The following is a 23,951-nucleotide window of genomic DNA, read 5'->3' on the forward strand; positions in this document are numbered from 1 at the left end:
TTTCGTTAATCTCCATTGTAATAGATTTAGGTTTGAGAGTTTACACAAAATATTTTACAGTCCCGCACAGACTCACTTATTTACTCTCCTTTAAGAGTAAATTTACCAGCTTTATATGTTCCTATCTCATAGTTTTGAATCGTTAAGGTAACTTCTGTATTATCATCCCATTTTTTAAGATTCGACCAACTATCATAACGTTCTTTGACTTGTTCGATGATACCAGATGCCATTGCTTTAACATCCCTATCTTCCATACTAAAAATGCCATTGCCTTCATATTTAAGTGCATTAGTTGGCTGATTAATTACATCGATTGTAAATTTAAGCGGGTCAAGACTAGTTACAGTAAACTTTTCAACAATTAACTGCTGGGTTACGTCGCCACCTTCAGTGCTCCGAGCAAATTGAACATAACCTAAACTGTTTTCCAAATAAGCAATTGTATTGGTATTTTGTCTATTTGTTTCAGTGACGCTTGAAACAGTTTGAGCCATTAAAGTGACCTGTTCTTTAGTATTCTGATATAAAATAACTAATGCAATAACAACGACAACTAAACACCCAGTTATAACAGCATTCACTAATCCAAGTACATTTTTATTTTTCTTTTGCACTTGCGTCATGTTCTCTGTCTCGTATACTGTCTCCATTCATGAATTCCCCTTTAAGCATTAATATTATTAACTTATTATAGGATATATGTCCCACTTATACAACCAAAAATATTCCCCACAGACCATTACAGCCCATGGGGAACATTACTTATTTCCGCGATAACAAAACCAAATTAAGCCACGACAACTCACTCACACTCAATGATCTACTCTCAGCCTTCTCCAGCCATGTCTTATCTGTAATCGTACCCTTATTGAGCAATTCCTGAATTGTACTTTGCACAGTTTTCCATTGGTACTCTGTCAACGTCAAATCATCATCATCCTTCCCATAAGCATTTACCTTTGCTATAAACTCAGCTTTATCAATTCCAGAACCAGGACACGTTTTCCCAGTATCGTTAATCTCACGATGGAACACAATCTTACTCCCAAATAAATCTACCAATGCACGAGTCAACCCAACAGCTGTATTAAGCTGCTCACCTTCCAACCTCTCTTGACCAACATCGAAATTACCGATCATCTCAAACATAAATGGATGCGTCTTATCGTCATCGCTGTCGTTATAACCAGTAGCAGAAGCAGGAGCGACCAGTAATGATCGCCCTGTCCAGATATAGCCATCAGGACAAATAGTACAATGTTGCGCAATGTCTGACCAACCTTTAGCCTTATGTGTTCGTCTCATTGCTTCAACGAGATATTCAGCACCCTTGGTTCGATAATCAGCAATAGTTGGTTTCCATGTAGCATGAACATGTACCTCAGGAAACTTAACATTATCTATGTATGACTTTAGATAAGCTATGTATTCATCAAGCGTATAGCGTTTAGTTGCCATTAAATCTCCCTCTTTCCTATTCAGGAATAATGTGGTACAATCAGTAACGGAAGACTCGTCTGTATGCTCAAGCAGGGCTATTTGATCGAGTCTTCTTTATTTGTGTCTTTGTTCTCAATATCGGTTCGTTTCTTGGTGTAATGATAAGCACCTGAAGCCGTTAATCCAATAACAGATATTAGGATGATCTTAGACTGTATATAATCAGGAACCATTACAAATACACTGGCAATCGCTATAGCAATAAGATGAGTCCATTTGTCAGATAAACCAAACCCCTTAGCAACGCCTACATAAGCTGCAACTAAAGCGGCAAGTGTTAGAATATCGTTTGTTACCTCCATTTATATCTACTCCTTTCCCTTGAATCGTTCTTTAATATCGCGAATTTCTCCCACAATTAGATCATACTTTTCACTAAATTTATCAAGTATGTCATGTAGTTTATTTTCACGTTCTCTTGCTTCCTTACGAGATGAAAATAGTAACCAAATAAAAAGAACCGCAAATGGCCCCTGAGTTAGAAAATAACGTAAGATTTCTGATTCCAAAGTTAATTCCTCCTTTCTGGCGGAAATGAAAAGAGATGCCCTATTTGGACATCTCTATAAACACACCACTATAAATTAGATACTACCTTCAGTCAAAGAAATTGTTGCCGATTTTTTCACCGTGAGATTTCTCGTTGTAGGTGCTAAATTCATAAGCCTTGAACCTTCATCAAGCACTTTGTCATTTAAAGGTGCAAGTAGTTCAAGACTTGTTTGAGGAAATGTTCCATCAATCATTAATCTAAAGTTCTCTGCAATTTGAGCTGTACGATAAACAGCAAAATCCTTAAATTCATATCCCGAAATGAGATTCGTGGAACTTGGTCTACCTGCTAGATAAAAATTATCTACACTTGTCAACGAGGCAGATACGGTTTCGTCTGAAATAACTTCATTGTCAAGATAGAGTTTTATTTTCTTGCTTATAACATTGTATCTAATGCCAAGCGTATGCCAATTGGTATCGCTAATTATTGCTGTCGTTTTAACCTCTGTACCAGGATTTATAGCAACAACTCCAGTGTTTGTTAGTTGTATCCTAATATAGCCACCATCACCATACGCGCCGATTAATGTTATGGGAATATCTATTACACTTGGAGCCTTGAAGCGAACAAATGCGCTAAAACTTGCCAATGGGTATTCTGGAGAGTATCTAAAGACATAATCAGCATTAGTATTCGATTCAATATGTATAGACCCTTTTTCTGGTGTATTAATCATTTTACCACTCTGAAAACCAACTTTTTCGAACAGACTTGGCGGAATCGATTGGTAGAGTGCAGAATGTCCAGTATCGTTAAGATGCAGGTGATCGAATGATGCTGCTGGGATAGGCATATACGTAGTTTCATCAACAACAGCGCCCATCCAGTCCACTACATGAACGTCCATCGCATCTAATTCAGCATTAAGATTTCTTGCATAACGATAAATTTCCGCTGTGTAATTTTGTGTCGGCATTTGATTTGCAACAATTGGAACCATCCCATGTTGCTTTACAAGTCGAATGATATTAAATAACCCAGCTTTAAATTGTTGATAAACAATATCCTTATCGGACGCATTATAAATTCCTTCGTTCCCAATTGTGAATGCGATAAAGCAGTAATCAGCATTCAGCGGTGCAATATCTTTATAAAACCTTTCGATTGCCTTAGTGGTATTATCTCCACCAACACCACGAATATAGCATTCATATCCTTTAGCGCTTAATGCAGATGCCAACAAACTCATATAAGCATTACTTTTTGTAGTTGTTCCACGACCGTCAGTTGTAGAAGAGCCAAAGAATACAATTTTCTTACGCTGGTACATCGGCTTAAGAAGTGGCGACTCTTCTTTCCCATTAATGTTTAATGTGAGTTTTTCTTTCGTTTCTGACCACCATAATCCAGCGGTAGTAGATTGTTCTGATTCTCTTAATATACTACTACCAAAATCATCTTTCTTCGCAACCCTCAACTTGCCATCATCGCCAACCACATATAAAGCTTCTCTCCTGAGATACGTGGAATCTACAGAATCAGGCAAATTATCATCATCAACACTATTGCCACTTGGAGCATAAGGAACAATCTTACCTGTCCCATCGTCCACATACCATAGACTTTTCGATACAAAATCACTCACTTTTCTTCTCTCCTATCCTATTTATATAATTTAGTTTTAACATCCAATATCAAATACAGCAGTCTTCGTCTCATTGTCATAGGAAACAACAGTACCACCTGTTATCTCAGCAATATCCTTGAAGCTCAACATTAATCGTCCATTAACTATAACTGGTGCTTGAACAAGGTTATATGGTGTTCCATTTACATTTGCTATAGTAGAATTTGCTGTGACTGTGACTCTAAGTTTATCTATTTCAGGCGGTTCATCCTCAATAGTTGGTACTGGTAAACGCAATATTCCATGACCAGAATAGACATCATATCCTACAGTCTCAATATCGATACAGTTAGACTCGATAAGGTTAATCGTTTCTTGATATGTAGGTTTCCTACCATTCCTATCGATAAAGTCGGATCTAAAGTATGCAAGAATACTCCCCACCCAAGGAGCGGCAAAGGATGTACCTGATACAGGTGTTGATTTATGTACTGGAACAACTCCATCGAATCCCATACAGTTAAGGTCGGTTCCTCTATCGTCATAACTACTAAATGACTCCCTAACAATCCTATCTTCAACAAACTTCACTGCACCAACAGATATGGTCAATGGATCACGGGATAATCCAGATAAGCCGTCTGAGCCATCATTTCCTGCTGAACAAACGATAATTCCACCCTGAGCAATAAAGGCTTCCTTCAGTGGAGTATCTATATCGTTGTACCATCCACCTGAATCAAGGCTAACGTTAATTATGTCAATGTTATGATCGATGCAATATTGAAGCCTATCAGCAGTACTACCACTTAATATGTGATATATATCGTTGGGGCGGTTAATTAGATATGTACCAGTGGTATCCATTGAGTGTTCATTAGTGGCACTGTAATCAATCTTCTCGGGAGGTACTATAATGTTATAGCCGATAAACAGGTTAGGATTAAATTTACCACTCTGTAATTCCCATATGGCTATCTTTTGGACTCTATGTCCTTTACCTGCTGCATCCCATTGATCTATTCGACAATAAGCTTTCTCACGTTCATTCATATAATCACATCATTTAATTCGTCTTCAACTTGTTGCCTAAACTCTGCACCATATTTTGTTTCAATTTGTTCAAGAATTTGGCCCGAATCATATCCACCGCTAACCTTGATTTGAACATATTTAACCCAGAAATCAAGTAAGGCAGACATTATACTGCACCTCCTAAAATTAAATCTCCCAACATTTCGGTAAGTGTCGCAACTTCAGATTTAAGATTGGCAATTTCTTTTTGCTCTTCAGTTTCACTATTCTCATAAGTCACAGCGTCAGTTTGAACTATCTCAAATTTAACTGTGCCATCTTCAACGAAAAGACGATGACCAACACCGAATGCTAAATATTCCTCAAAAGTATGTTCCGAAATAGTAAATCCATATGAGTCAGGCGCATAATCAGCAACCATCTCCTCAGTTGGTTCAGTTGCATCAGGTATAATACGAAGTAACTCTAGCGTTTCTCTGTTATAAATGATAAGTAACAATGAATATTCCTCCCCTATACTCCCAAATACATGTTGTACCATGCATCTGTTGCGCTAGCTTCAATTGTGCCGACTCGAATTTTAATCTGACTATCAGTAATAACGTAAAGTCTAATCTCACAAACGCCGTTAGTGGTTGTTAGGTCGAAACTGCAGCCCGTAAACGTTATTTCACCTGTACCAGTAAGTGAACCAGATTTAGTTGCGACTGTATACTCGCCACCGCTATATGCAATCCTCAATTGAAGCGTTACATTTGTCGCTATAGTGCTTGAACTTGTTTCCACGCGAACGGGAATTGTTTGATTGTTCATAACGACACGCCTTTTATTTGGATATACTCTAGTTGCGATTGCGTTGAAGTTGGACGGCGTAATCACATCGAGCATAGTTACAGAACCCGCATTGACGAAAGATGCTGTTGGGGCGATTGTCGCCGCATTCGAACCGCTTATATTGCCGTGAGCATACAAGATAAATGGTGTTGAATATCCTTTATGAAAAACATCATTATTGTTATATGTAAATTCATTGCCACGCAACCTTAAAGGCGTTGCCGTGTTACCAATTAAAGTTTCGTTTGTATAGCTAATCGATGCAATAGGTTGAACACTGCCATTTGTCATGTAACCGCGCAAACCCTTATTGCTCCAAAAAACAATGTCGCCACTCATTTCGCCACCTGAAGTTGATAGTTTAGTTGCTGCAAGGTCGTCTACATATTTTTTAGTTGCGGCATGACTATTTGCAGTCGGAGCCCCAACATTAAATTGGCCACTGGCATTTCGCTGTACAATTGTGTTTGCTGTCGCTGAACTTGTTGAGCCATGTACATCAGTAGTTGCTACTTTATGAGCATCTAATTCAGTAATCTTTGTGTTTAATAAATCAACGTTTATATTGAAGTTATCTTTAGTGGCTGCATCTGTACCTTGATATTTTTTAATGCCACTAGGTAATGTCTCCATTAATCATCTTCCTTTCTTATGTACCATTCCATGCAGCAAACTCATCAAATGTCATACCAAGAGCATCAAGTTCATCGAATGTGATGTCGTAAGTATCAAGCTCATCAAACAGTAAATATCTGAAGATATATTCCACTCTAATATGAGCAGGAACAATATCTGAGATAATACTCTTGAGGTCATCCATATTAGTCGGTACACCTCTTATGGATACAAATTCAACCTTAATTTGACCGTTATAAGTTACATTAACTTCACCGTCTGGGTAGCTATCTGCAATAATTGATTTGATTTGCTCTAAGCTGGCATGACCGCTACCTCTTAGTCGTGCCTTAATATTGCTTCGCCTCTCTGTGATTGTCTTATTATCAGCGGATAATCCCAGATCCTTCTCATATATCTCCAATCCCCATGTCGCTTTATCGACATCCAATTGATTCGGATATTCATTGATTCTTGTTTGAGTTGTATCAAGAGAATTCCCAATTGATTCACTCATATTAATGGTAAGCAAGTCTTTCCGAGCAATCTTAGGAAGATTAGTCAATAAAGTATCCTTATGCAAGTGTGACACCACCCATTATGGCAACTTGCCTTGAACCGATAGGAATGTTTGCTGTGGCACTATTGATTAAGAGTGAAGAACAATCAATTACCCCATCTGAATTCAGAATGGCCTCGGTTACTTTAGCGTAACTAACATATTCACTAGCGAAAGCAATACCCTCTAGATAAGTAGTAATCGATCCCTTGATATTGTTGATGATGCTATCATCAGAATATCCCGCTTCCCTTGTCACGCTTAGACTAATATTAATTACAAGACCTTCAGCAGATGATACATAACATTTTGCTCCAATTGGTGCTTCGCCGTTACCTTCCCCTGTGCTATTTGGATCAATATACTCCTGTACCTCAGCTACCAAATCTGGGCTTGCAGGCTGCTTATCTTGATCGATTATAACAACATCAACCGTGTTATCTCCGCTACCTAATGGGAACACTTTAGCATCACCAACACCACTTATTGATTTAGCCCATTGATAGTAGTGCCACTTATTCCCTGATGTGGCTGGAGTCCTCAAGTATGTATAATATCGATTTCTCAGGCTCTCATCTGATTCAGCATCAAATCCATCATGTGTGGGATTAGGGTTTGTCACTGATGTGATACCCGATATAGTAACAGGCATTTGGGTTATTGAGTTTATAACTACATTCCCGACAGCACCAGCAACAGTACACTTCACATTGACTGAGCCAGAACCGGCAATAGTCTTGGTTTCCTGTGCTGAGAACTGTATGCCGTCTGGAGTTTCGAAGAGATCTCCAATTGTTACGGTTCCATTGCCAGTTACTGTGACTTGACCAATGCTATTGGTAGCTGCTGTACGCACGATCCCTGTCCGTTGGAATATAAATTTTGCAAGCAATTCTCCTGACAAATGGTCAACGTCTAATAACTCTTCCGCTTCTTTTTGTTCTTCATCCAATTGGGATATAACAAGAGCTACTGACTTCAACAAGTCATAAACAATATACCCTTCGGTCTTATCGTATTTGTCATCGATTGCCGCTAATAAACTGTTAAAAATATCGTCCATCAATACTCACCTCACTTGTGAAATCATCTATATTACCCTTTACAGTCTTCACCGTAAAGGAGATGACCGATTTACCACCTTCTGTAGTTACTTTGAAGTTGTCGATTCCTACAATTTGCGAATGCATAATTACCTTCTCTTCAATTTGTCGCCGCAACTCTGAATTAATTGCTGCTATAGGTACATCTCTACGTCCGATATAGTTTTTCAATACTAATCCGAAACCTGTTCCCTGATATACTGGGTACTGGTCAAGTTCAGTCGTAATCAGCATAGTGACCCATTGTCTTATTGCTTCTGTATAGGTTGCTTCAACTGGTCTTCCATTCTTGAGTACATATTGTTTCGTGTCGAAGTCAAACAAAAACACTGTTTTTAACTGATTTTCCGATTCATTCAATGCAGGAATATCTAAGTTTACTGATATTGGAAACATGAACTACCCCCTAACTCTTAACTAACATCTCTCTTAAAATAAAACCCTTTACAATTCTTCAACTTACCAGTCAAAACAGACGATATTCCAGATTGAGATACCGATAACTTCTCAGATACTTCTTTCAATGAATCATACTCGCCAATTAATCGATCATCTTCATAGGAATAAACTTTAATTTTCCCTTTGTAATTAGGATTTTTTGTTCCAATATAGTTTGCTTTTTTATTCTGACTAAGCTTTATTTTATGTTCTTCTGAGAATCTTTTACCTTTATGAGACTCACTCATTCTCCGTTTTGTTACTTCTAAAACAATTCTGCTTTTCTGAAACTCACTCATTTTCCTTTTTGATTCTTCTGTATGCCTATATCCAAACAAAGATCCAGCAGTCGGTAGAATATTGTAGCAAGACTTCTTATTGTCATAAAAAATATCCAAGTATTTTTGTTCTACTTGGATAAGTGCACTTAAATCTTCAACATATTCAATTACTTCAAATGTAAAGGAACTTTCACCATACTTATTAAATGAACGTTGAAGATACTTATTCTCATGTTTTCCATTTGTTAATTTATTAAAATGCTCATATTCTCTTGAAACTAAATCAACTGAACTTCCTATATAAACTTTCTCATTCACCTTATTTTTTATACAGTAAATCCCACTTTTACACATATGTCTAAAATCTATCCACCCACCTTGTCTATTACATAATACATTTGACCATTAGGGATAAGTATCACGCTATCTCCAGATACAGGAGACAGCTCATAAATACGATTGGCAATAACAAGGTTATCGCTCTCAAGTAATATCTCATCACCTAATGCGATCTTAATGGATGGCAATGGGGAAATTACTTTACCAACAGTAGCTCCATCATATTTAGGGTTTTCGTTATCTTTAAACATTTTGGCTAGACCAACTGCCCATGGTTCCATCATCTCACCCCTAACTCAATCGAAACTTTATGTATCCCATTGCTTACCGTATGATTAGCCGACTTAATCAGGAATCGACCAACAATATTGGTTATTGGTTCATTAATATCAATCAATCGACCAGCCTTTATATCGTCATGTCCTAGTAACTCCAGTGATATCTCATGATTTATCTTATTAAGATCAGCCAATGTTGTCTTTGCTATTTGCCTTGCTTGTGATTCGTCTTTTTCATCAACGGTAACAGTCTCCGTTAGAAGTCCATATTTATTGATATTTGCGTTATCTGAAGCCTCTGCATAAACACTAGTCGAATCCTCTTTATTGCTTACAACAATAACATTGTTCCTTAACTCATCAATGGATGATTTATGGCTTGGATTCGATATGAAGTCAGTCAGAGAGAATGCTGCAATATTGTCAGCCAACTGTATCGTAGGATTAATGAGCAAATCCGTTTGCTTCCTTATTGTTAGCTCCTTATCGACCATCTCCATATAATACTTGTTGCCTGTTTCCTGTGCGGCCTGTTCAAGCAAATCAAGAATGATATCACTAACGGTATTGTCTTTATATATCTTGCTGATTAGAGTAGGGATTGGGACAATATTATGCATGATATCGAATTTGTCACATAGTTTTTCGATTGCAGTTGATACACTTACCTTAGAAAATTGAATAACAGTTTTGCTCTTATTTAGCCACCAAGCATAATCATAACACTCATAACTAACCGTATTTCTGTCTGCTTCTGTACTCTCAACAACAACATAATGATGAAGTACCTTATCGTTATAAAGAACAATGAAATCTCCATTATCTATAGTGAGATAATCATTCTTTGCATAATCGAATGACAATTCTTCTCCCAAAGTATCAACATTGCTAGACCATGACAAATTGCTGATTAGTCCCGTGATATCGTACTTATTACCACTAACAATTGCAAACAATTGATGTGCCATATCCTATACTCTCCTTACCACAGGGAAAGGAAATTCCTTAAGTGTCAGTGTATATGGAATATCTCCTGCCTGATTGACACCATAGACAAAACTATCAACCAGACATGCCATATTAAGAACCTCTAAACCATCATTAGTTGTAATGATGATACGAATAGGACGCTTGTTGTTCATCCAATTGTTGATAGTGTTCACGCACTGCCAACCATCTTTTTGGGATTTAGCCCATGGATAATACTTTGTGGTAAAGAATGTTTCGATGGTTAGTGTCTTAAGTTCACGTAAGCCAGCAAGGTTTAACTTACCCACACCATTTATTCCATTGATTAGTTCGAATTCTTCATTGTTTCGTGTATGATTCACCATGTCAGGTAATTCTTCAGGTATGAAAGGAAGTGTAATAACTTCCTCCATATTGTTATAGCTTAATACGATGTCCATTAATTACCACTTCCTTTACATATTAGCTTTTGTTGTTTTAACTTGTTTGAATATTGCATTACCGACTTTATTAATTAAGTCTTGTTCACCATAAACATTGCCATGAATAATAATCTGGTAGGTATCTCCACCATTACTTTTCTCGATGAGTTTGTTTGTCTTATCAGCAGGAAGCACTTTAGTACCGCTAGGTAATTCAACAAGCTCTCCACCTCGCTCGTTGATTCTTGTTAAGCCTCCACGAGCAAAGGATGTGCCCGTTGCATATTGGGATATACTCGGTTTGGAAGATTTAGAAGTAGAGGCAGATACGCTAGAGGAATCATCATTATCGATTAATGAAGAAGCCCGAAATTTAATTTCCACTCCCGGTATCTTATTAAGTGTCTCAATCATACTGTCGATTATTTTAGCTACCCAATTAACACCCTGTCGGAATATCTCCTTAGTTCGTTCCCAGAATTTAGCTCCGACCTCTGTATTCTTTACGAACCAAACGCCAAGTGCTGTTAATCCTGCAACAAGTCCAGCAACAGCTATAATGATTAAAGAGATCGGATTCGCTGACATAGCAACATTCCATGCCCACTGTGCCGCTATAATTATATTGAGTATTAGCCGATAAGCACCTAATACTGTAGTCTTTATGGCAATAGCCGTTGTAACAACAGCGGTTAATGTTCTCCAAACTATCAGAACGGTAACAATACTCTGAATCGTGGTGGAGATAGTTGACCAGTTGTCCTTTATATATGTATAGATTTCAACAGCTTTATCCTTCAGCTCTTGAACTTTTTGAATGGCTTTAGGCAAGTTTTCGGTTATCGCGTTACCGATCCTAGTCACAGTTCCATCGTCAACAAGTTTATTCATCCATTGGCCTAACTCATCAACTTTACCTTTGATGTATTCATAGGCAGAGCCAGCTTTAATTGATCCATCATCAGCAATACCAATAATTCGAGCAAGAGAAGTTTTATAAATGTCGGTTACTGTACTCCATAAACCTCTCATTGATTTGGACTGCTTCTCCATTCCACCTTGGAATCGTTTCTCCATTAACTGCATCAAGGCTTCATTAAAGCGTTTTTGATCGGTAATTTGTCCCTTATTATTGACGATCTCCTTACCTCTCATGGTCTTAGCAGCTTGATCTATGACATCTTGTTTCCTGATGCCGAATTCTTTCACTTATTGTTACCTATCGGATGATAGGGCTAGGTCATTTCTGCCTAACTCTGTATATCACTATACAGAACGGACTATATCTTAGACTGTTCTAGTCTCTCGGCATTTCCTTAAACAATTACTTGAATAAGGCGGGTTTTATTGTCATATCTCCATTAAAGAAACTTAGACTTCCCCTAGTCTCTACACGTTCCAATGGTTTCCCTATTGGCTTCGCTCGGTATTGTCTCTTCATAAGACTTTCACCGAATTTACCGAGTTAATTATTCGCCATATCCCTATGACGCGAGGCTATAAATTAACCTCTCAAGTTCTCCAGTGTTAGCGTCTATCATAGCTTCAATTGCTTGATCAAGAGATTTATTCGTAGAAGATGCCATGTCACCGAGAAGAGGAATATACTTCTCAGCAGTCAAACCCATCATTTCCAGTTTAGACGCACCCTCAACCAACTCACCTGTTTCAAACGGAGTACTCGCGGCAAAATTTGAAGCCCATCGCATTATTTCACCAGCACGTTCAGCCGATTTTGTAGCAGTTTCTAGCTGAAGTCTAAACCCCTCCAAATCCATTGCTTCACTAAAGCCTTGTTTTGCAACCATTGCAGCAGTTGTAGCGGCAAAAGTTGTACCAATTGCAGTAATACCAGCAACTGTTTTTGTTGTTTTCTTGATTACATTGTCGAATGAGGAAATCGCACTGCTATGAAAACTTTTAACACTATTTGTAGCTCTCTTAACTTCCCGCTCCAGCTTTTTAATCTCATCTTTGGTCTTTTTGACTTTCCCCGAAAAATGATCTCGTAACGCCAATATGACGTTGATTTGCTTGTTTTTAGCCATCTGTTCACCCCCTTGCCACAACAAAAAGAGGATAGAACACTCTATCTCCCTGCCATTGCTTTCATTTTGGCCGCTTCTTCTTCGAAGTAAAGTCTCATCATTTCGTAATAGTACTCTAACTCTAGAATTGGCATATTGATAAACTTATCAGGATCATGACCCCGAAGCATCCAAAAGCCAATCAGACGCAATTCAGGATCATCTGCAACTACTTTTTTACTCGCTCTTGCACCTGATCCAATCCGCTGAGACTAATGATTTCACTGCCTAAGTCTAAGCGTTCACCAATAGTGAGAAGTTCTTTAACGATATCTTGTCCAATCTCAATTTCATAAGCTTTATGCAGTTCGACATTTCGGAAGATATCTACGGAGTTATATATTAGATACTCATATGCTTCAGCTACTGTAACCATATCTTCTCCATCTTTGATCATATCGATTGTTTTAAGAATGTACTCATCCTCAGGAACTGTAACAGTTACTTCCCCTTCTAATGCCTCTATATAGTATTCCATCTTCTTATTCCGTTTGTTTTTTACCTCAAGCTTCTTTGCAATAATATCATTCAGCGTCAACTTAACATCGCGTTTCTTATTCGCCATTTATATATGTCCTCCTATAAGGGTGACATTGAGCCACCCTGTTCTCATTATTTACATTAGTTCCTCATATGTAATGTGACTGCATTTAAAAGGCAGCTCTTCCGTTAGGGAAGTGCCTTGTTCAAATCGGTGTGTAAATTCCGTAAATACAACATTATGTACAATAGCACGTTCTGCTTTGCCAGTTTGTTTATTCTGAATTTTTGACACTATTTTAATGTTAGGCATAATACCAGTACGAGCAGCTTCTGCCATAATCTTAGCTCCTCTGGAGCTAGTTTTATGAACTGTTAGTGTTCCTTCACACGTTCGACCGTTGTAAACTTGATATGCATTAGGATCATTACACTGTCTAACCTCAGAAAAATTTAGAGTTGTTTTTACTTCAAATGAACTTACTCCTGCCCACTCTTCTCCGTTGATCCAAACCTGACCATTATCGCCAGAGACTACTTCATTGCCCAAATTGCTCATCTATAGTTACCTCCTTTATGCCATTGTGATATCGAATTTAAGGTCTTCGATAGCATCCAAGATTTTAATTTGACCAGCCAAATAGAGATTGCTACCAAACGTATTGTTACGAACCTCGACATCTGTCCATCCCAATGCTTCGGTTTTGCCGCTATCTACCCACGCTGCACGTTGAGCCTCGACATCTACATAGCACACATTATTATAGTTGCGGTCTAGGATACCTTCAGATGCCAAATCAGCTAAGTAGGAATTTATTGCTGAGATAAACAGAACCTGATTATCATAGCTGTTCTTATACTTGCCTACATAATCATTCTTGAATGTTGCCTGAATATCAGCACGAATCAAATCAATTGTACGAACGATAACGATTTTTTTAAAATCATCAGTTACACCATTACTTAGAGTTGTAAGTGAATTAACACCGCGACCAACTCTGACTTGTTCATCATCATTAAAGAGGACGAATTCTCCATTATTAATCGCAGTCTCAACATTAGCTGGTTCAATTACAGATTCAAGTTCATTGAAGACATAGTATGTACTTGATTGAGTTAACGGTAGTCCTGCTTGAAGTCCAAGGATAGGAGTTACAAATTTATCACCTGTGGCAGTCGTACCAGTCTTATATTTCACATTATTATTCGTAAAATTTACAATATGTTGACAATCTGGAGCCGTAACATTGAATACAACACCCCAAATTCCTTTCTTCAGTGCTTCTTGCTCCTTAACATAAGTAACAAGATCAGATTGTTCTTCTGCTGTTCCCTCAGCAAGTGCAATCCAGTTAAATTTCCTATAACCAAGAGCAGTAATCGCATCAGCCACAACATTCTCACTCGAAGATGCCACGGCCACTACAATAACTTTAGAGCAGCCACCTGATAGTACATCCTTAATGTACTGCACATTTGTATCTGTATATATGGAATCTGCCAATGCTAGTGCAGATGTGAATTCCTGAACACTTGCTGTTGCTTCCTTGATGATTAACGCTGCAATCTGTTGGCTTGATCGTGTGATTGCTGTTACAGCCAGTTTACTAAAATTGATATCAATTATTGGCAATCCAATAGCCATAAATTTATCCTTCTTTCTGTTTAATATTTTCCTTTAAATGCTCCATGAATGGTTTGTTTCCATCATCACTATCAGCAATCTCGATACTGTGTATGTCGAATCTGGATTGGAGAACACCATCAACCTCAGTACTGTCAATTTCATTAATTTGCACACCAAAGTAATCGGTTATGGCAAAGTACCCTCTAAATGCACCCTCTAATATGTCCTGAACTTCAAGCAGCTCTAATTGATGATCATATCTATCTCGTGGAAAATAATAGATTGTCACAGATATAGTCCTCTCTTTACCTCGTGTCATAAATTGAATAGTATTTGTTCGTTCAAAATCGACATAAAGAGATGGCCTAGAGAATCCTTCCTTAATATCTGTACTCTGAACATCAATATTAGGCAAAATCTCCTCTAATTTATCGTTAATGGCGGTCATAATTTGCTTCAGGGTAATCATTAATGAAGCCCCTTATCTAGCAAATCGTCTATAAACGCCTCAACATCATTTTCATATGTATCAGCAAAATCATCATAGGCTGCTTGGAATACAAATTTGCCTTTAACGAAGCCGACTTCCCTTCCATCCTCGGTAACTTGTCGATGTCCATATTCGACTAAATTCGAATGGGATGCAGCCCCATAGACTCGAATAGACTGATCGCCATCATATTTGTAGACTTTGCCACGCCTAACCCCAGCAATATAATCACCAGTATGTTCTTCAACAGCCAATTCAGCTTCTTTTGTAACCCGCTTCTTGAGTTTATTTCCTTCCTTTAAAAGAAACTTTCGTGTCTCTTTCGGCATGGTTTTCTCTGCGAGTTGAAGTAGATCATCGGCAAACTCATTCAATTCATCTGAATCAAATCCATCATTAGCCACTATTCAACGACCTCCTCACAGAATATCTCTCGTTTTTCCATACTAAAATCGTCAATGATGTACTTAATATCAAGCCTATGCCCACGATACATGAACCACATATCAGTTTTGATGTCCTTCCCTGATAAATATCGGATGATAACTTTATGTGTACATTTGCTAATAACAGTATCTGCTTGGTATGTCTGTGTGCTTCCTGATTGAGGGATAATTTCACACCATATTGTTCTTATAGGTTCAGGCTTATTAGAAGTAGCGTTGACCTCATTTTTCACCTTAACGTTATGCCATAACTCAACTTTGTGTCTCAATTTTCCTGCTTCTACAACCTGTTGTTTTGCCATCTTCTTTACCACCTACAACAAGTTAACTGAGTGCATGTCTAGTATAGTCTTAACAACAACATTGACCTTATTGTTATCAACTGTGTACTGTCTCTGAGAGTACAATTCGTTACATAGCACCATATAAACAATTGATAAATCATCTTTTGTATTCATATCTTCATCTGTTAAGCCTGTATAACCCTTTATATACGCCTTAACTGCAAGCATGATAATATCTAAGTCACTATCATCGTCATCATAGTCCATTCGGATATAGTCCTTAATATTCTGCTTCGTTATTTGGCTAATCCCCATGTAAAACACCTCATAAATAAAGAGGCATAAGCAACAATACTTATACCTCTTTATGATTAGTCAATTATTGTACGATCAGTGCTGCAATCTTCTGATTCTCGACTACTTTGGAATCAGCTTCGATATAACCTACTACGCCAATTGCATGTTGAGTTGCATATTTTTCATTAAGAACTTGGATTTGAACGTTTTGAGCAAGCTTAACGTAAAGACCACTCATATCACCATAGAATACTGCTTTATTACCAGTAGCTACAACATCAGCAGATTCGGTAACATAAACACGTTTGCCAAGCAGATTCCAACCGAATGCATTGGTAAGATCTTTAGTTAACGCATAATCTCCGTTGGCATCCTTCACTTTACGAAGACTCTTCAGCGTAGCTTTATTCATGATCCAAACAGCATTAGCTTGATATACTTCAGGAACCGCCATTTGCAAATCAATAAGGTCATCAATTTCAACCAAAGCAACCTTTGCAGTTGTTACAGTATTAGTCGTAGATTCAATACCAGACATCTTATTAGCTGTTCCCTTAATCAGTTCAAGCTCAAGGAATTCAGCAATAGCTTCGGCTACTTTCTTTACGACAAAATCAATCAGGTTGAAATCTGTACGATTCAGTAAGCTTTTGGATACTTTAGCCAGTACACCAACAATAAAGTTTTGAAGCTTAACAGTCGTAAATTTACCAGTACCTTCAGTAAGTTCAGCCATATCATCAACATAAGCTGCTCCAATACTGGAATTAGTCTCATCATATACAGGGAATACTAGGTCTCCACCAACGTTATATACAGTTGCCATAGAGTAAATTGGGGAAAGTTCCTTCACTTTCTCGATAATCTTATTAGCAATTGAAGTTGGAATTACGCCGCCATTGTCTGCAACATTCAATGCGCGTTCTTCACCACGAATAAATTTCAGAAAGTTTGCTTCATCCAATGCGCGTTGTTCCAATTGTTCATCCTTTTTTGTTTCTGTTTTCTTATCCATCGATCTCACTTCTTCCTCAAGTTTAATTGTTTTATCAATTCCATTAATTTCGTTTTGGATTGCTTCCATTTTCTGTGCTTCTTCTGCTGTAAATGCGCGAGTCTCATTCTTTGCGGTATTAAGCATTGCTTCCATTTCATCAACCAGAGTGTTACGTTTTTCGATTAGTGCTTTCATAAATTTACATTCTCCTTTTTGTGCCTTTGTCGGCTAATATTGATTTTTAGACAAATAAAAAAGACACCTAATTAGTGTCCCTTGTTCTTCAACTTATTTATTTGGATCTGATACTCGAACAAACTATAATCAATTGGTTCATTTCGAACCTCTTCTTCAACTACATATTCGATATCATCCACGTTTCGATGCTCTATGACAGTTGCTACCTCATCCCTAATCTCAATGGACGTTGCTATGTATGCTGGTGTGACAGATAAGATGCTGACTTCTGGGAGATCAATATCCTCCAGTGTGCGCCGTTGAATACCATCTTCACCATCAGTCCAACTATCTTTATTAACTCGAAATGCAAATGACCAGCCAGTTAATTGCTTATTCTTTGCTTTCTCCACAATCTCAGGATCATTAATATCAACGACAGCTCTTAATCCTATCTCATCTTCCCACAATTGAACATTACCTTCTGTTGTGTTACCAAGTTTGCGATTATAGTCATGATTAAACAGCAGATCAACATTTGGTTGCCGTTCTAGTGCTCGTTGGAATGTCTTAGCCTTTACCTTCTCAATGAACTTACCTTTCGGTGAAGGTAATATGCGGCTTTCTCTTTCTACGGCGTTTACATAGCCTTCAATATGTATGGAATCATTGCGAATCTCCACTTTCAATCCTATCACCTCCCCCCATGGATGCTGTTTTGTTCGTATTAGGCGTATAGATTTCCTTTGTTTTTGGATTAAATAGGACATCCTGCAAGCCCAATTTAATAAAGTCTAATCCATAAGGTTCAAGATTCTCTTTATATCGGATATCATCCCATTGAATCCATCCATTCTTAAGACCAATTTCATAAGCCTGATAACGCTTAAGAATATCACCTTTGACCAGTTCTTCTTTATCAAATTCCCAATAATATTGGTCTTTTTCTGATTCAAGTAATAAGTCCTTATTGAGAGCAGTCTCGAACGCCTTCAGTATTGGCAATATCGTAGTCTTAATAGCGTTATCATCTAATGTTCCATTAGGGATACCAAAAATGTTATTAATTTCAGACGAATTAGTACGTTTGTTCTCGTTCATCTGCATCTCAACAGATGTAGCAGATGTTTCCTGAAATTCAGTACCTTCATTTAGTACCATCACATTCTCAGAATTATCTCGATACAATCTATTCCAAGCATTCTTAAGGGCTGTAAGTGCTTCTTCGGTTAGTTTACCCTTAGCCTTAAGGAAACCCTTCTTATTACCGCCTGTCTTAAGCAAGATCTGCTCAAACTGAAGAGTGAGATAAGCAACTGTCAAGGCTTTATTACTCTCCTGTACAATACCTACACCATTGACTCCATCTTTCGTTTTGCGAGTTAACTTTATAAAATCAAATGGACGATAAATTCTGCCATTGACCAATATGTCATAATCCTTGAATATTGGATCTGAATTCTTATTAGCCGAGAGAACATCTGTATCTACATAATTAAGGCTCTTGACTCTGTTTCGCTCTTTATTAATATAGAAATATCCTGCTCCAGACAATAAATAATCTTCTATAAGTTGTCTCTTTAATTGGAATGCATCTAATGTATCCTTGGTATCATCATTCAGCAATTTAACCCTATCATCTTTAATAACAGATATTTTCTTGCCGCCTTCCTCTTTATAGAGGTACACAGGAAGCATAGCAATAACGCCACTAATTAGATTCACATTACTTGCTACTGCTGGAATAGATAGAGCCTGTTGTTTCGTTATGGCCTCTACACCAACACCAACTTCAAGCAACAACTCCTCTAAAGTTTGCGCTCGTTTCTCATAATCTCTCCATTGCCGCCATTTGTTAATTAGTCCCAAATTTGTCTCACCTCCTTAAACTTAAGCGAATTGGAATACGAAGTTGTCATTGAGCAACTCTTCTTGTTGAAGTACATATATTGCATTTATGAGACTAACAACCATATCCACTTTGCCGTTTGATTTCTTTTTGTTAACATACTTTCGGAGGTTGGTATCCTCAGTTACTTTAGCATTTTGAAAATTAACTTCTAAGAGTTTATTTTCTTCATACTCAAATTGCTTATTTAGTATATATTCCTGTAACAACTTAGTTGGAGGATGTAGTGTATCTGAATGCTGCCTTACCATAGTACATGGCAATCCTTGTGCTTCTAATTTCTGTGCTGTTGATAAGCAGTTTGATCGATCATATCCAATTCCCATTATTCGAACATCAAACTTCTCTTCAATTTCCATAATCATATTTTCGATAAAGTTATATGATACAGTTGGCCCTTCACAAGCAAAGCATTTACCTGATTTAATGTGTTCGTAATAGTCCTCACGTTCAGACTTAATCTTATCTTCAATCCGATCTTCAGGAATGAAGGCATACGAATCAGCCAATATGTGACCAGTTTGCTTATCTAAAGCAACCATACTGTATGACGTATTGTCCGTTGTGAGACTCAAATCAAGCCCAATGTACACATTACGTCCAGACCAATTAATCTTATCCACTTTACATTCTTGAAGATCGCTAACATCAATATAGGATTCTGTACCGATGCCTTGATAGATAATATTGCAGTGTTTGGTGACAAAGTTTTCTCGCTTGCTAGAGACCTCTATAGCCACTTGACGTTTAGACAACAAACTTTCCATGATTTCAGGAACTTCTAAGGCTAATGGATTAGCTTGCTCAAGAATCTTATCATCTGTCATCCAATCTTTTGTATTGTCTGGTTCATAAAGCAGAGCAAATACTTTATCATCAACTACTGTACGATCAAGCACCTTTTTCGCATAACTTACTTCATCCTCAAATGGATTATTAAATGTAGGATACTTAGTGCTGATTACACATCCCAGTTTATTAAGTATGGTTAATTGTCCTGAACGCATTGCCTCAATCGCATACGGATTTGGTAAAGCTCCTGTCTCATCAACAAGAAACACAGAAGGTAACTTACCATCAAGCCTACTGGTACTGTAATTCAGTGGTATATACTTGTTGCTATTGACTAGACATTCAATATCATCTCTGCGAATCTTAAATTTACTCTTAATTTGCCCATTGCCAGCCAATGCAGGACTAACGGCAATTGTCTCCTTAATCGCTTCCTTAACCTCACGACTTAATGAACCATCTGGAGCAACAGAATAGAACTTACTGAACTTAGGTTCTAACAAGAACAACAATAAGAAGATGATACCTATGAGCCATGTCTTCCCGTTCTTCCTACAAATTTCGAGGATTGCAGTCTCGTATCTTCGTCTATTTATATTGTCACGATGCACAGTACACAAAATAGCGATAATAAAAAAGGACTGAAATCCTGCGATACTGTTATACACTGTATCACCTGAATTTAGCCCTTTTGCCATGTTCATAAGTTTCAACAAGGTATCAATCAAGTTAACTTTTGCCTGATCGATAATATATTTATCACTTTTACCATTCGCAATATTAAGGAAATCTTGACATTGGAGTATCACATATTTAGGTGCATTAATATCACCATTAACAACAGACAATGCGTATCTATAACTCTTATGTTCATTAATCAACTGTTATCACTACCTTGCAATGCCTTAAGCAACGGATCTTCTTCTTTTTGTTTAGCCTGTAAATTGATATTTCCTAACTTTGCTCTAGATGCAGGAGACAAAGATAATTCATTTGTACATCTGAACAAGTCCTTCGTATATTTATCCTTGGCTGCCATTAGACCCTTGTCGCCTATTTTGTCTGCGTCCTCATTAATCCTTCGTTCAATTTCCTGAAGCCGATCAATAGCAATGACACAAGTGGATAAGATGTAAACGTCAAGGTTACCAAGAATGCCACTTGCGTCAAGCTGCTGAACAATATACTTGAACAGTTTCTTCTGATGGGAGTTAAGATATGATGGAGGCTTAATCTTATCCGATTGCCCCTTCAATTTTTCTTCTTGATTAATTCGTTCCTCAATTTCATCTTTAGTTTGGGATCTTTCATGCAGTAATTTTGCCGATTTAGTTGGTCGAGCCATCACCTCACCTCTCTTTCAACTTTTGCCATTTATTTCAAATTCCCATTTTACGAATATTTTGTATTTCGATGTGGCGCGTGCCGTCTCAAAGAAATGACAAAAAACCCTCTTTTCGAAGGGGGGGTATCATTTTTCTCTTTCCCTGACAATATCCCTCAATAATGATGCTGGAATTAGTCCTCGCTCAGCATAACTATGATGTTGATTGCATAATACAATCAGATTGTCATTACTAAGCCTCTTATCCCAATCCATAGCTAATGGAATGATATGGTGAACACTTGTTCCCTCATATGTATATTGGTTAATCGTATGATACAGATTCCTAATGCACACTTGACACATATGCAAGTCCCTTTTCTGAATCTCTACAGCCTTAAGTGTCCATGCCCTACTTGACCTAAAAGCTCTAATCTTCAGACTCAACTCATCATCTTTATCGATTGGCTTTCTGTTTCTCTTCTGCTTAAACGGACACTCGAACTTAATATCATGGATTCGACCACAATAGACACATGACTTATTCATTTGTCATTCGTGTGATACATTTAATCTCTTTCTTATTAATCACATATGATTTACCAACTAAGAACAGTTTCTCATCATTACACATATCAATAATCATAATTTGATATTCCTCCTCATTCCATTTGATTGAACTACCACTAGGCTAAAGCCGTAGTGGATTCCTAAGTACAGAGTTCTATCGAACTCTAATTGATTAGGCTAGCCCCGCAGTTCCTGCGGTTAGAAGTCTTATGGCTTCATTTTTAAGATTTTGTCCTGCGTTAATATCTCTATCGTGATGTGTTCCACAAGATGGGCAATCCCATTCACGAAGATTCAGATTCTTAACGTCTTTGTTTTTGTAGCCACAATATGAGCAAAGCTGGCTGGAAGGGAAATTTTTCGCTACGGTTACGAGTTGTTTGCCATACCACTTCGCCTTGTATTCAATCATGGTTTTGAATTGTGACCATGATACTTCACTGATAGCTTTTGCAAGGTTATGATTCTTTAACATATTCGATACTGACAAATCTTCCATTCCAATAATGTCGTGGTTTTTGACAATACGGGTAGAGATTTTGTCCAAGTAATCCTTACGTGCATTCGCAATCTTTTCATGGATACAAGCCACTTTGATTTTAGCTTTGTACCAGTTCGCACCACCTATCGTTCGTCTACTCATGATTCTTTGTGCTTTCGCTAATTTTTCTTCTAAAGTGCGGAAGAATTTTGGATTTGAGTAAGTCGTACCATCTGACTGAATAGCAAAATCTTTGAGTCCTATATCTATACCGATAGCTGATTCTGTTTTTGGTAGTTCTTTCACTTCCACTTCTGTTCCGATTGAAACAAAGTATTTTCCTGATGGATTTCGCCTAATGGTTGCATTTAGGATTTTCCCTTCTACTTCACGACTTTTAGCAAAGCGAACAAGTCCAAGTTTGGGTAACTTGATATGGTTGTCTATGACAGCGATATTTCCATTCGTATGCTTTGTTGTATAAGATTGAACAGGATTTTTCTTAGACTTGAAACGTGGATATTTATTCTGCTTTTTGTAGTACCTGTCATAAGAATCAGCTAAATTTTCTACTGATTTTTGTAAGGCAATACTGTCTACTTCTTTTAAGAAGCTATATTGTTTTTTCAATTCTTTAACTGCTTTAACGGTTTCATATTTGTTTAAACATTTCCCTTTCCAGTTGTTTGTTGGAAGTTGACCGTTTTGAACCATTTCTTCACAAATATACCAGTAAGCGTCTTTATCTTTCTGCTTTCCTAAAAAGAAGTTAAAGACGAACCTTGCAGAACCGATAGTCTTATTGATTAATTCAATTTGCTTCTTATTAGGATAGATACGGAACTTGTACGCTTTATTAACTAACATTGTATTTCACCTCCTCTTAGTATATACTAAGAATATACATTAAGTTATAAGTATATGTCAAGAGTATATATTTAAAGGAGTGATACCAATGGAACGTATAGCAAAATTGATTAAATTCCCTGTCGATTTAGTAATACGAATTGAGGAGTACAAGGAACAACATAATATCCAAACCTTCGCAGGTGCTGTTTATGAGCTAATACGAAAAGGCTTGGATAAGCAATGAAATACATTTCCGAAAATCATAGCAAACATTTACTCATGTGCCACTTGATATTTGTTTGCAAGTATCGGAAAAAGCTATTGTCAAAAGTAGGTCATGATATTAAGACTGAAATCGAATATATTGCTAATCACTATGGTTGGCAAATTATTGAGCAGGAGATAGACCAAGACCATATCCATGTCTTAATTCGTTATTCTCCGAAGTGGAGTATTCTTGAAATTGTTAGGTTGTTGAAGCAACTTACAACCTATCGAATATGGCAAAAGCATAACGAATATCTTTCTCAACATTTTTGGAAAGAAAGAACCTTTTGGAGTGATGGATATTTTTCTTGTAGTATTGGAAATGTAAGCAAAGAGATTATTCAAAAATACATTCAAACACAAGGTAGTTAGGGC

General features: G+C 37.4%; 34 protein-coding genes. 2 read left to right on the forward strand and 32 right to left on the reverse strand.

All coding sequences use genetic code 11. The features are described from left to right. Positions 1-80: 80 nt before the first annotated feature. The 32 genes from ACFSW5_RS22460 to tnpB form a co-directional block, all read right to left on the reverse strand. Entirely contained in the window at positions 81-626 is a 546-nt protein-coding gene (locus ACFSW5_RS22460; RefSeq protein ID WP_379278292.1) for a hypothetical protein, read from the reverse strand. 139 nt (positions 627-765) lie between these two features. Next, a complete protein-coding gene (locus ACFSW5_RS22465) occupies positions 766-1,461 on the reverse strand; it encodes a peptidoglycan recognition protein family protein (RefSeq protein ID WP_379278295.1) in 696 nt (231 codons plus the stop codon). Positions 1,462-1,538: 77 nt separating this feature from the next. Next, positions 1,539-1,805 (reverse strand): hypothetical protein, encoded by a 267-nt coding sequence (locus tag ACFSW5_RS22470; protein WP_379278297.1) that lies wholly within the window; start codon positions 1,803-1,805, stop codon positions 1,539-1,541. A gap of 6 nt (positions 1,806-1,811) precedes the next feature. Continuing rightward, the gene (locus ACFSW5_RS22475; RefSeq protein ID WP_379278300.1) at positions 1,812-2,012 is read right to left on the reverse strand and encodes a BhlA/UviB family holin-like peptide; all 201 of its coding nucleotides are present in this window, start codon (positions 2,010-2,012) and stop codon (positions 1,812-1,814) included. Positions 2,013-2,087: 75 nt separating this feature from the next. Continuing rightward, positions 2,088-3,644: an SGNH/GDSL hydrolase family protein gene (locus ACFSW5_RS22480; RefSeq protein ID WP_379278302.1), complete on the reverse strand. Its 1,557-nt coding sequence runs from the start codon at positions 3,642-3,644 to the stop codon at positions 2,088-2,090. A 36-nt stretch (positions 3,645-3,680) separates the two neighbouring features. Continuing rightward, the gene (locus ACFSW5_RS22485; protein ID WP_379278304.1) at positions 3,681-4,679 is read right to left on the reverse strand and encodes a S8 family serine peptidase; all 999 of its coding nucleotides are present in this window, start codon (positions 4,677-4,679) and stop codon (positions 3,681-3,683) included. Next, the gene (locus tag ACFSW5_RS22490; protein WP_379278306.1) at positions 4,676-4,828 is read right to left on the reverse strand and encodes a hypothetical protein; all 153 of its coding nucleotides are present in this window, start codon (positions 4,826-4,828) and stop codon (positions 4,676-4,678) included. The genes ACFSW5_RS22485 and ACFSW5_RS22490 overlap by 4 nt, the downstream gene beginning before the upstream one ends. After that, entirely contained in the window at positions 4,828-5,160 is a 333-nt protein-coding gene (locus tag ACFSW5_RS22495; RefSeq protein ID WP_379278308.1) for a hypothetical protein, read from the reverse strand. The genes ACFSW5_RS22490 and ACFSW5_RS22495 overlap by 1 nt, the downstream gene beginning before the upstream one ends. A gap of 14 nt (positions 5,161-5,174) precedes the next feature. Next, on the reverse strand, positions 5,175-6,128 hold the full coding sequence (locus tag ACFSW5_RS22500; RefSeq protein WP_379278310.1) for a hypothetical protein: 954 nt from the start codon (positions 6,126-6,128) through the stop codon (positions 5,175-5,177). A gap of 16 nt (positions 6,129-6,144) precedes the next feature. Continuing rightward, positions 6,145-6,693: a putative phage tail protein gene (locus tag ACFSW5_RS22505; protein WP_379278312.1), complete on the reverse strand. Its 549-nt coding sequence runs from the start codon at positions 6,691-6,693 to the stop codon at positions 6,145-6,147. Beyond that, on the reverse strand, positions 6,686-7,732 hold the full coding sequence (locus tag ACFSW5_RS22510) for a baseplate J/gp47 family protein (protein ID WP_379278314.1): 1,047 nt from the start codon (positions 7,730-7,732) through the stop codon (positions 6,686-6,688). The genes ACFSW5_RS22505 and ACFSW5_RS22510 overlap by 8 nt, the downstream gene beginning before the upstream one ends. Beyond that, on the reverse strand, positions 7,716-8,168 hold the full coding sequence (locus ACFSW5_RS22515; RefSeq protein ID WP_379278316.1) for a DUF2634 domain-containing protein: 453 nt from the start codon (positions 8,166-8,168) through the stop codon (positions 7,716-7,718). Before ACFSW5_RS22515 ends, ACFSW5_RS22510 begins: the two co-directional genes overlap by 17 nt. A gap of 17 nt (positions 8,169-8,185) precedes the next feature. Beyond that, the gene (locus ACFSW5_RS22520) at positions 8,186-8,845 is read right to left on the reverse strand and encodes a GIY-YIG nuclease family protein (RefSeq protein ID WP_379278319.1); all 660 of its coding nucleotides are present in this window, start codon (positions 8,843-8,845) and stop codon (positions 8,186-8,188) included. Positions 8,846-8,856: 11 nt separating this feature from the next. Continuing rightward, complete coding sequence (locus ACFSW5_RS22525; protein WP_379278322.1) at positions 8,857-9,111, reverse strand: DUF2577 family protein; 255 nt, start codon at positions 9,109-9,111, stop codon at positions 8,857-8,859. Further along, positions 9,111-10,076, reverse strand: a complete 966-nt coding sequence (locus ACFSW5_RS22530) for an XkdQ/YqbQ family protein (protein ID WP_379278324.1) — start codon at positions 10,074-10,076, stop codon at positions 9,111-9,113. Before ACFSW5_RS22530 ends, ACFSW5_RS22525 begins: the two co-directional genes overlap by 1 nt. A 3-nt stretch (positions 10,077-10,079) precedes the next feature. Beyond that, the gene (locus ACFSW5_RS22535) at positions 10,080-10,517 is read right to left on the reverse strand and encodes a hypothetical protein (RefSeq protein WP_379278328.1); all 438 of its coding nucleotides are present in this window, start codon (positions 10,515-10,517) and stop codon (positions 10,080-10,082) included. 15 nt (positions 10,518-10,532) lie between these two features. Next, positions 10,533-11,708 (reverse strand): hypothetical protein, encoded by a 1,176-nt coding sequence (locus tag ACFSW5_RS22540; RefSeq protein ID WP_379278330.1) that lies wholly within the window; start codon positions 11,706-11,708, stop codon positions 10,533-10,535. A gap of 275 nt (positions 11,709-11,983) precedes the next feature. Next, positions 11,984-12,547 (reverse strand): hypothetical protein, encoded by a 564-nt coding sequence (locus ACFSW5_RS22545; RefSeq protein WP_379278334.1) that lies wholly within the window; start codon positions 12,545-12,547, stop codon positions 11,984-11,986. 208 nt (positions 12,548-12,755) lie between these two features. Then, positions 12,756-13,151 carry a hypothetical protein gene (locus ACFSW5_RS22550; RefSeq protein ID WP_379278337.1) on the reverse strand — a complete coding sequence of 132 codons (396 nt, stop codon included), beginning with the start codon at positions 13,149-13,151 and terminating at the stop codon, positions 12,756-12,758. A gap of 51 nt (positions 13,152-13,202) precedes the next feature. Next, on the reverse strand, positions 13,203-13,625 hold the full coding sequence (locus ACFSW5_RS22555) for a phage tail tube protein (protein ID WP_379278339.1): 423 nt from the start codon (positions 13,623-13,625) through the stop codon (positions 13,203-13,205). Between the two features lie 15 nt (positions 13,626-13,640). Further along, on the reverse strand, positions 13,641-14,711 hold the full coding sequence (locus ACFSW5_RS22560; protein WP_379278343.1) for a phage tail sheath C-terminal domain-containing protein: 1,071 nt from the start codon (positions 14,709-14,711) through the stop codon (positions 13,641-13,643). Between the two features lie 4 nt (positions 14,712-14,715). Then, positions 14,716-15,162, reverse strand: coding sequence for a phage tail terminator family protein (locus ACFSW5_RS22565; protein WP_379278345.1), 447 nt, complete (start codon positions 15,160-15,162; stop codon positions 14,716-14,718). Continuing rightward, positions 15,162-15,587, reverse strand: a complete 426-nt coding sequence (locus tag ACFSW5_RS22570; protein WP_379278347.1) for a hypothetical protein — start codon at positions 15,585-15,587, stop codon at positions 15,162-15,164. Before ACFSW5_RS22570 ends, ACFSW5_RS22565 begins: the two co-directional genes overlap by 1 nt. Next, positions 15,587-15,931, reverse strand: coding sequence for a phage head closure protein (locus tag ACFSW5_RS22575; RefSeq protein ID WP_379278349.1), 345 nt, complete (start codon positions 15,929-15,931; stop codon positions 15,587-15,589). The genes ACFSW5_RS22570 and ACFSW5_RS22575 overlap by 1 nt, the downstream gene beginning before the upstream one ends. A 12-nt stretch (positions 15,932-15,943) precedes the next feature. Continuing rightward, a complete protein-coding gene (locus ACFSW5_RS22580; RefSeq protein ID WP_379278353.1) occupies positions 15,944-16,228 on the reverse strand; it encodes a head-tail connector protein in 285 nt (94 codons plus the stop codon). 64 nt (positions 16,229-16,292) lie between these two features. Next, positions 16,293-17,402, reverse strand: a complete 1,110-nt coding sequence (locus ACFSW5_RS22585) for a phage major capsid protein (protein WP_379278355.1) — start codon at positions 17,400-17,402, stop codon at positions 16,293-16,295. Between the two features lie 71 nt (positions 17,403-17,473). Beyond that, positions 17,474-18,073 (reverse strand): HK97 family phage prohead protease, encoded by a 600-nt coding sequence (locus tag ACFSW5_RS22590; RefSeq protein ID WP_379278358.1) that lies wholly within the window; start codon positions 18,071-18,073, stop codon positions 17,474-17,476. After that, a complete protein-coding gene (locus tag ACFSW5_RS22595; RefSeq protein WP_379278360.1) occupies positions 18,051-19,253 on the reverse strand; it encodes a phage portal protein in 1,203 nt (400 codons plus the stop codon). The genes ACFSW5_RS22590 and ACFSW5_RS22595 overlap by 23 nt, the downstream gene beginning before the upstream one ends. Positions 19,254-19,274: 21 nt before the next feature. Continuing rightward, positions 19,275-20,966, reverse strand: a complete 1,692-nt coding sequence (locus ACFSW5_RS22600; protein WP_379278362.1) for a terminase large subunit — start codon at positions 20,964-20,966, stop codon at positions 19,275-19,277. Then, complete coding sequence (locus ACFSW5_RS22605) at positions 20,963-21,430, reverse strand: phage terminase small subunit P27 family (RefSeq protein ID WP_379278365.1); 468 nt, start codon at positions 21,428-21,430, stop codon at positions 20,963-20,965. Before ACFSW5_RS22605 ends, ACFSW5_RS22600 begins: the two co-directional genes overlap by 4 nt. 126 nt (positions 21,431-21,556) lie before the next feature. Then, a complete protein-coding gene (locus tag ACFSW5_RS22610; protein ID WP_379278368.1) occupies positions 21,557-21,958 on the reverse strand; it encodes an HNH endonuclease in 402 nt (133 codons plus the stop codon). Between the two features lie 193 nt (positions 21,959-22,151). After that, entirely contained in the window at positions 22,152-23,327 is a 1,176-nt protein-coding gene (tnpB, locus tag ACFSW5_RS22615) for an IS200/IS605 family element RNA-guided endonuclease TnpB (protein ID WP_379278374.1), read from the reverse strand. Positions 23,328-23,415: 88 nt separating this feature from the next. On the opposite strand from tnpB, the gene ACFSW5_RS22620 reads away from it, so the two are divergent. After that, complete coding sequence (locus ACFSW5_RS22620; RefSeq protein ID WP_379278377.1) at positions 23,416-23,553, forward strand: hypothetical protein; 138 nt, start codon at positions 23,416-23,418, stop codon at positions 23,551-23,553. Next, on the forward strand, positions 23,550-23,948 hold the full coding sequence (gene tnpA / locus ACFSW5_RS22625) for an IS200/IS605 family transposase (RefSeq protein ID WP_379278382.1): 399 nt from the start codon (positions 23,550-23,552) through the stop codon (positions 23,946-23,948). Before ACFSW5_RS22620 ends, tnpA begins: the two co-directional genes overlap by 4 nt. Positions 23,949-23,951 lie beyond the last annotated feature (3 nt).

This window comes from Paenibacillus thailandensis, from assembly GCF_042685365.1.
Classification (GTDB): Bacteria; Bacillota; Bacilli; order Paenibacillales; family Paenibacillaceae; genus Paenibacillus_AP; species Paenibacillus_AP thailandensis.

What these genes read in the sequence shown, in the direction of transcription:
- ACFSW5_RS22530 (WP_379278324.1), bottom strand. Translation starts at nt 10,076, where the DNA reads ATGGCACATCAATTGTTTGCAATTGTTAGTGGTAATAAGTACGATATC.
- ACFSW5_RS22610 (WP_379278368.1), bottom strand. Translation starts at nt 21,958, where the DNA reads ATGAATAAGTCATGTGTCTATTGTGGTCGAATCCATGATATTAAGTTC.
- ACFSW5_RS22565 (WP_379278345.1), bottom strand. Translation starts at nt 15,162, where the DNA reads ATGATTACCCTGAAGCAAATTATGACCGCCATTAACGATAAATTAGAG.
- ACFSW5_RS22605 (WP_379278365.1), bottom strand. Translation starts at nt 21,430, where the DNA reads ATGGCTCGACCAACTAAATCGGCAAAATTACTGCATGAAAGATCCCAA.
- ACFSW5_RS22525 (WP_379278322.1), bottom strand. Translation starts at nt 9,111, where the DNA reads ATGGAACCATGGGCAGTTGGTCTAGCCAAAATGTTTAAAGATAACGAA.
- ACFSW5_RS22575 (WP_379278349.1), bottom strand. Translation starts at nt 15,931, where the DNA reads ATGGCAAAACAACAGGTTGTAGAAGCAGGAAAATTGAGACACAAAGTT.
- ACFSW5_RS22620 (WP_379278377.1), top strand. Translation starts at nt 23,416, where the DNA reads ATGGAACGTATAGCAAAATTGATTAAATTCCCTGTCGATTTAGTAATA.
- ACFSW5_RS22560 (WP_379278343.1), bottom strand. Translation starts at nt 14,711, where the DNA reads ATGGCTATTGGATTGCCAATAATTGATATCAATTTTAGTAAACTGGCT.
- ACFSW5_RS22520 (WP_379278319.1), bottom strand. Translation starts at nt 8,845, where the DNA reads ATGTGTAAAAGTGGGATTTACTGTATAAAAAATAAGGTGAATGAGAAA.
- ACFSW5_RS22500 (WP_379278310.1), bottom strand. Translation starts at nt 6,128, where the DNA reads ATGGAGACATTACCTAGTGGCATTAAAAAATATCAAGGTACAGATGCA.
- ACFSW5_RS22485 (WP_379278304.1), bottom strand. Translation starts at nt 4,679, where the DNA reads ATGAATGAACGTGAGAAAGCTTATTGTCGAATAGATCAATGGGATGCA.
- ACFSW5_RS22535 (WP_379278328.1), bottom strand. Translation starts at nt 10,517, where the DNA reads ATGGACATCGTATTAAGCTATAACAATATGGAGGAAGTTATTACACTT.
- ACFSW5_RS22460 (WP_379278292.1), bottom strand. Translation starts at nt 626, where the DNA reads ATGACGCAAGTGCAAAAGAAAAATAAAAATGTACTTGGATTAGTGAAT.
- ACFSW5_RS22545 (WP_379278334.1), bottom strand. Translation starts at nt 12,547, where the DNA reads ATGGCTAAAAACAAGCAAATCAACGTCATATTGGCGTTACGAGATCAT.
- ACFSW5_RS22580 (WP_379278353.1), bottom strand. Translation starts at nt 16,228, where the DNA reads ATGGGGATTAGCCAAATAACGAAGCAGAATATTAAGGACTATATCCGA.
- ACFSW5_RS22515 (WP_379278316.1), bottom strand. Translation starts at nt 8,168, where the DNA reads ATGTTTCCAATATCAGTAAACTTAGATATTCCTGCATTGAATGAATCG.
- ACFSW5_RS22490 (WP_379278306.1), bottom strand. Translation starts at nt 4,828, where the DNA reads ATGTCTGCCTTACTTGATTTCTGGGTTAAATATGTTCAAATCAAGGTT.
- ACFSW5_RS22585 (WP_379278355.1), bottom strand. Translation starts at nt 17,402, where the DNA reads ATGAAAGCACTAATCGAAAAACGTAACACTCTGGTTGATGAAATGGAA.
- ACFSW5_RS22510 (WP_379278314.1), bottom strand. Translation starts at nt 7,732, where the DNA reads ATGGACGATATTTTTAACAGTTTATTAGCGGCAATCGATGACAAATAC.
- ACFSW5_RS22550 (WP_379278337.1), bottom strand. Translation starts at nt 13,151, where the DNA reads ATGGCGAATAAGAAACGCGATGTTAAGTTGACGCTGAATGATATTATT.
- tnpA (WP_379278382.1), top strand. Translation starts at nt 23,550, where the DNA reads ATGAAATACATTTCCGAAAATCATAGCAAACATTTACTCATGTGCCAC.
- tnpB (WP_379278374.1), bottom strand. Translation starts at nt 23,327, where the DNA reads ATGTTAGTTAATAAAGCGTACAAGTTCCGTATCTATCCTAATAAGAAG.
- ACFSW5_RS22555 (WP_379278339.1), bottom strand. Translation starts at nt 13,625, where the DNA reads ATGAGCAATTTGGGCAATGAAGTAGTCTCTGGCGATAATGGTCAGGTT.
- ACFSW5_RS22465 (WP_379278295.1), bottom strand. Translation starts at nt 1,461, where the DNA reads ATGGCAACTAAACGCTATACGCTTGATGAATACATAGCTTATCTAAAG.
- ACFSW5_RS22470 (WP_379278297.1), bottom strand. Translation starts at nt 1,805, where the DNA reads ATGGAGGTAACAAACGATATTCTAACACTTGCCGCTTTAGTTGCAGCT.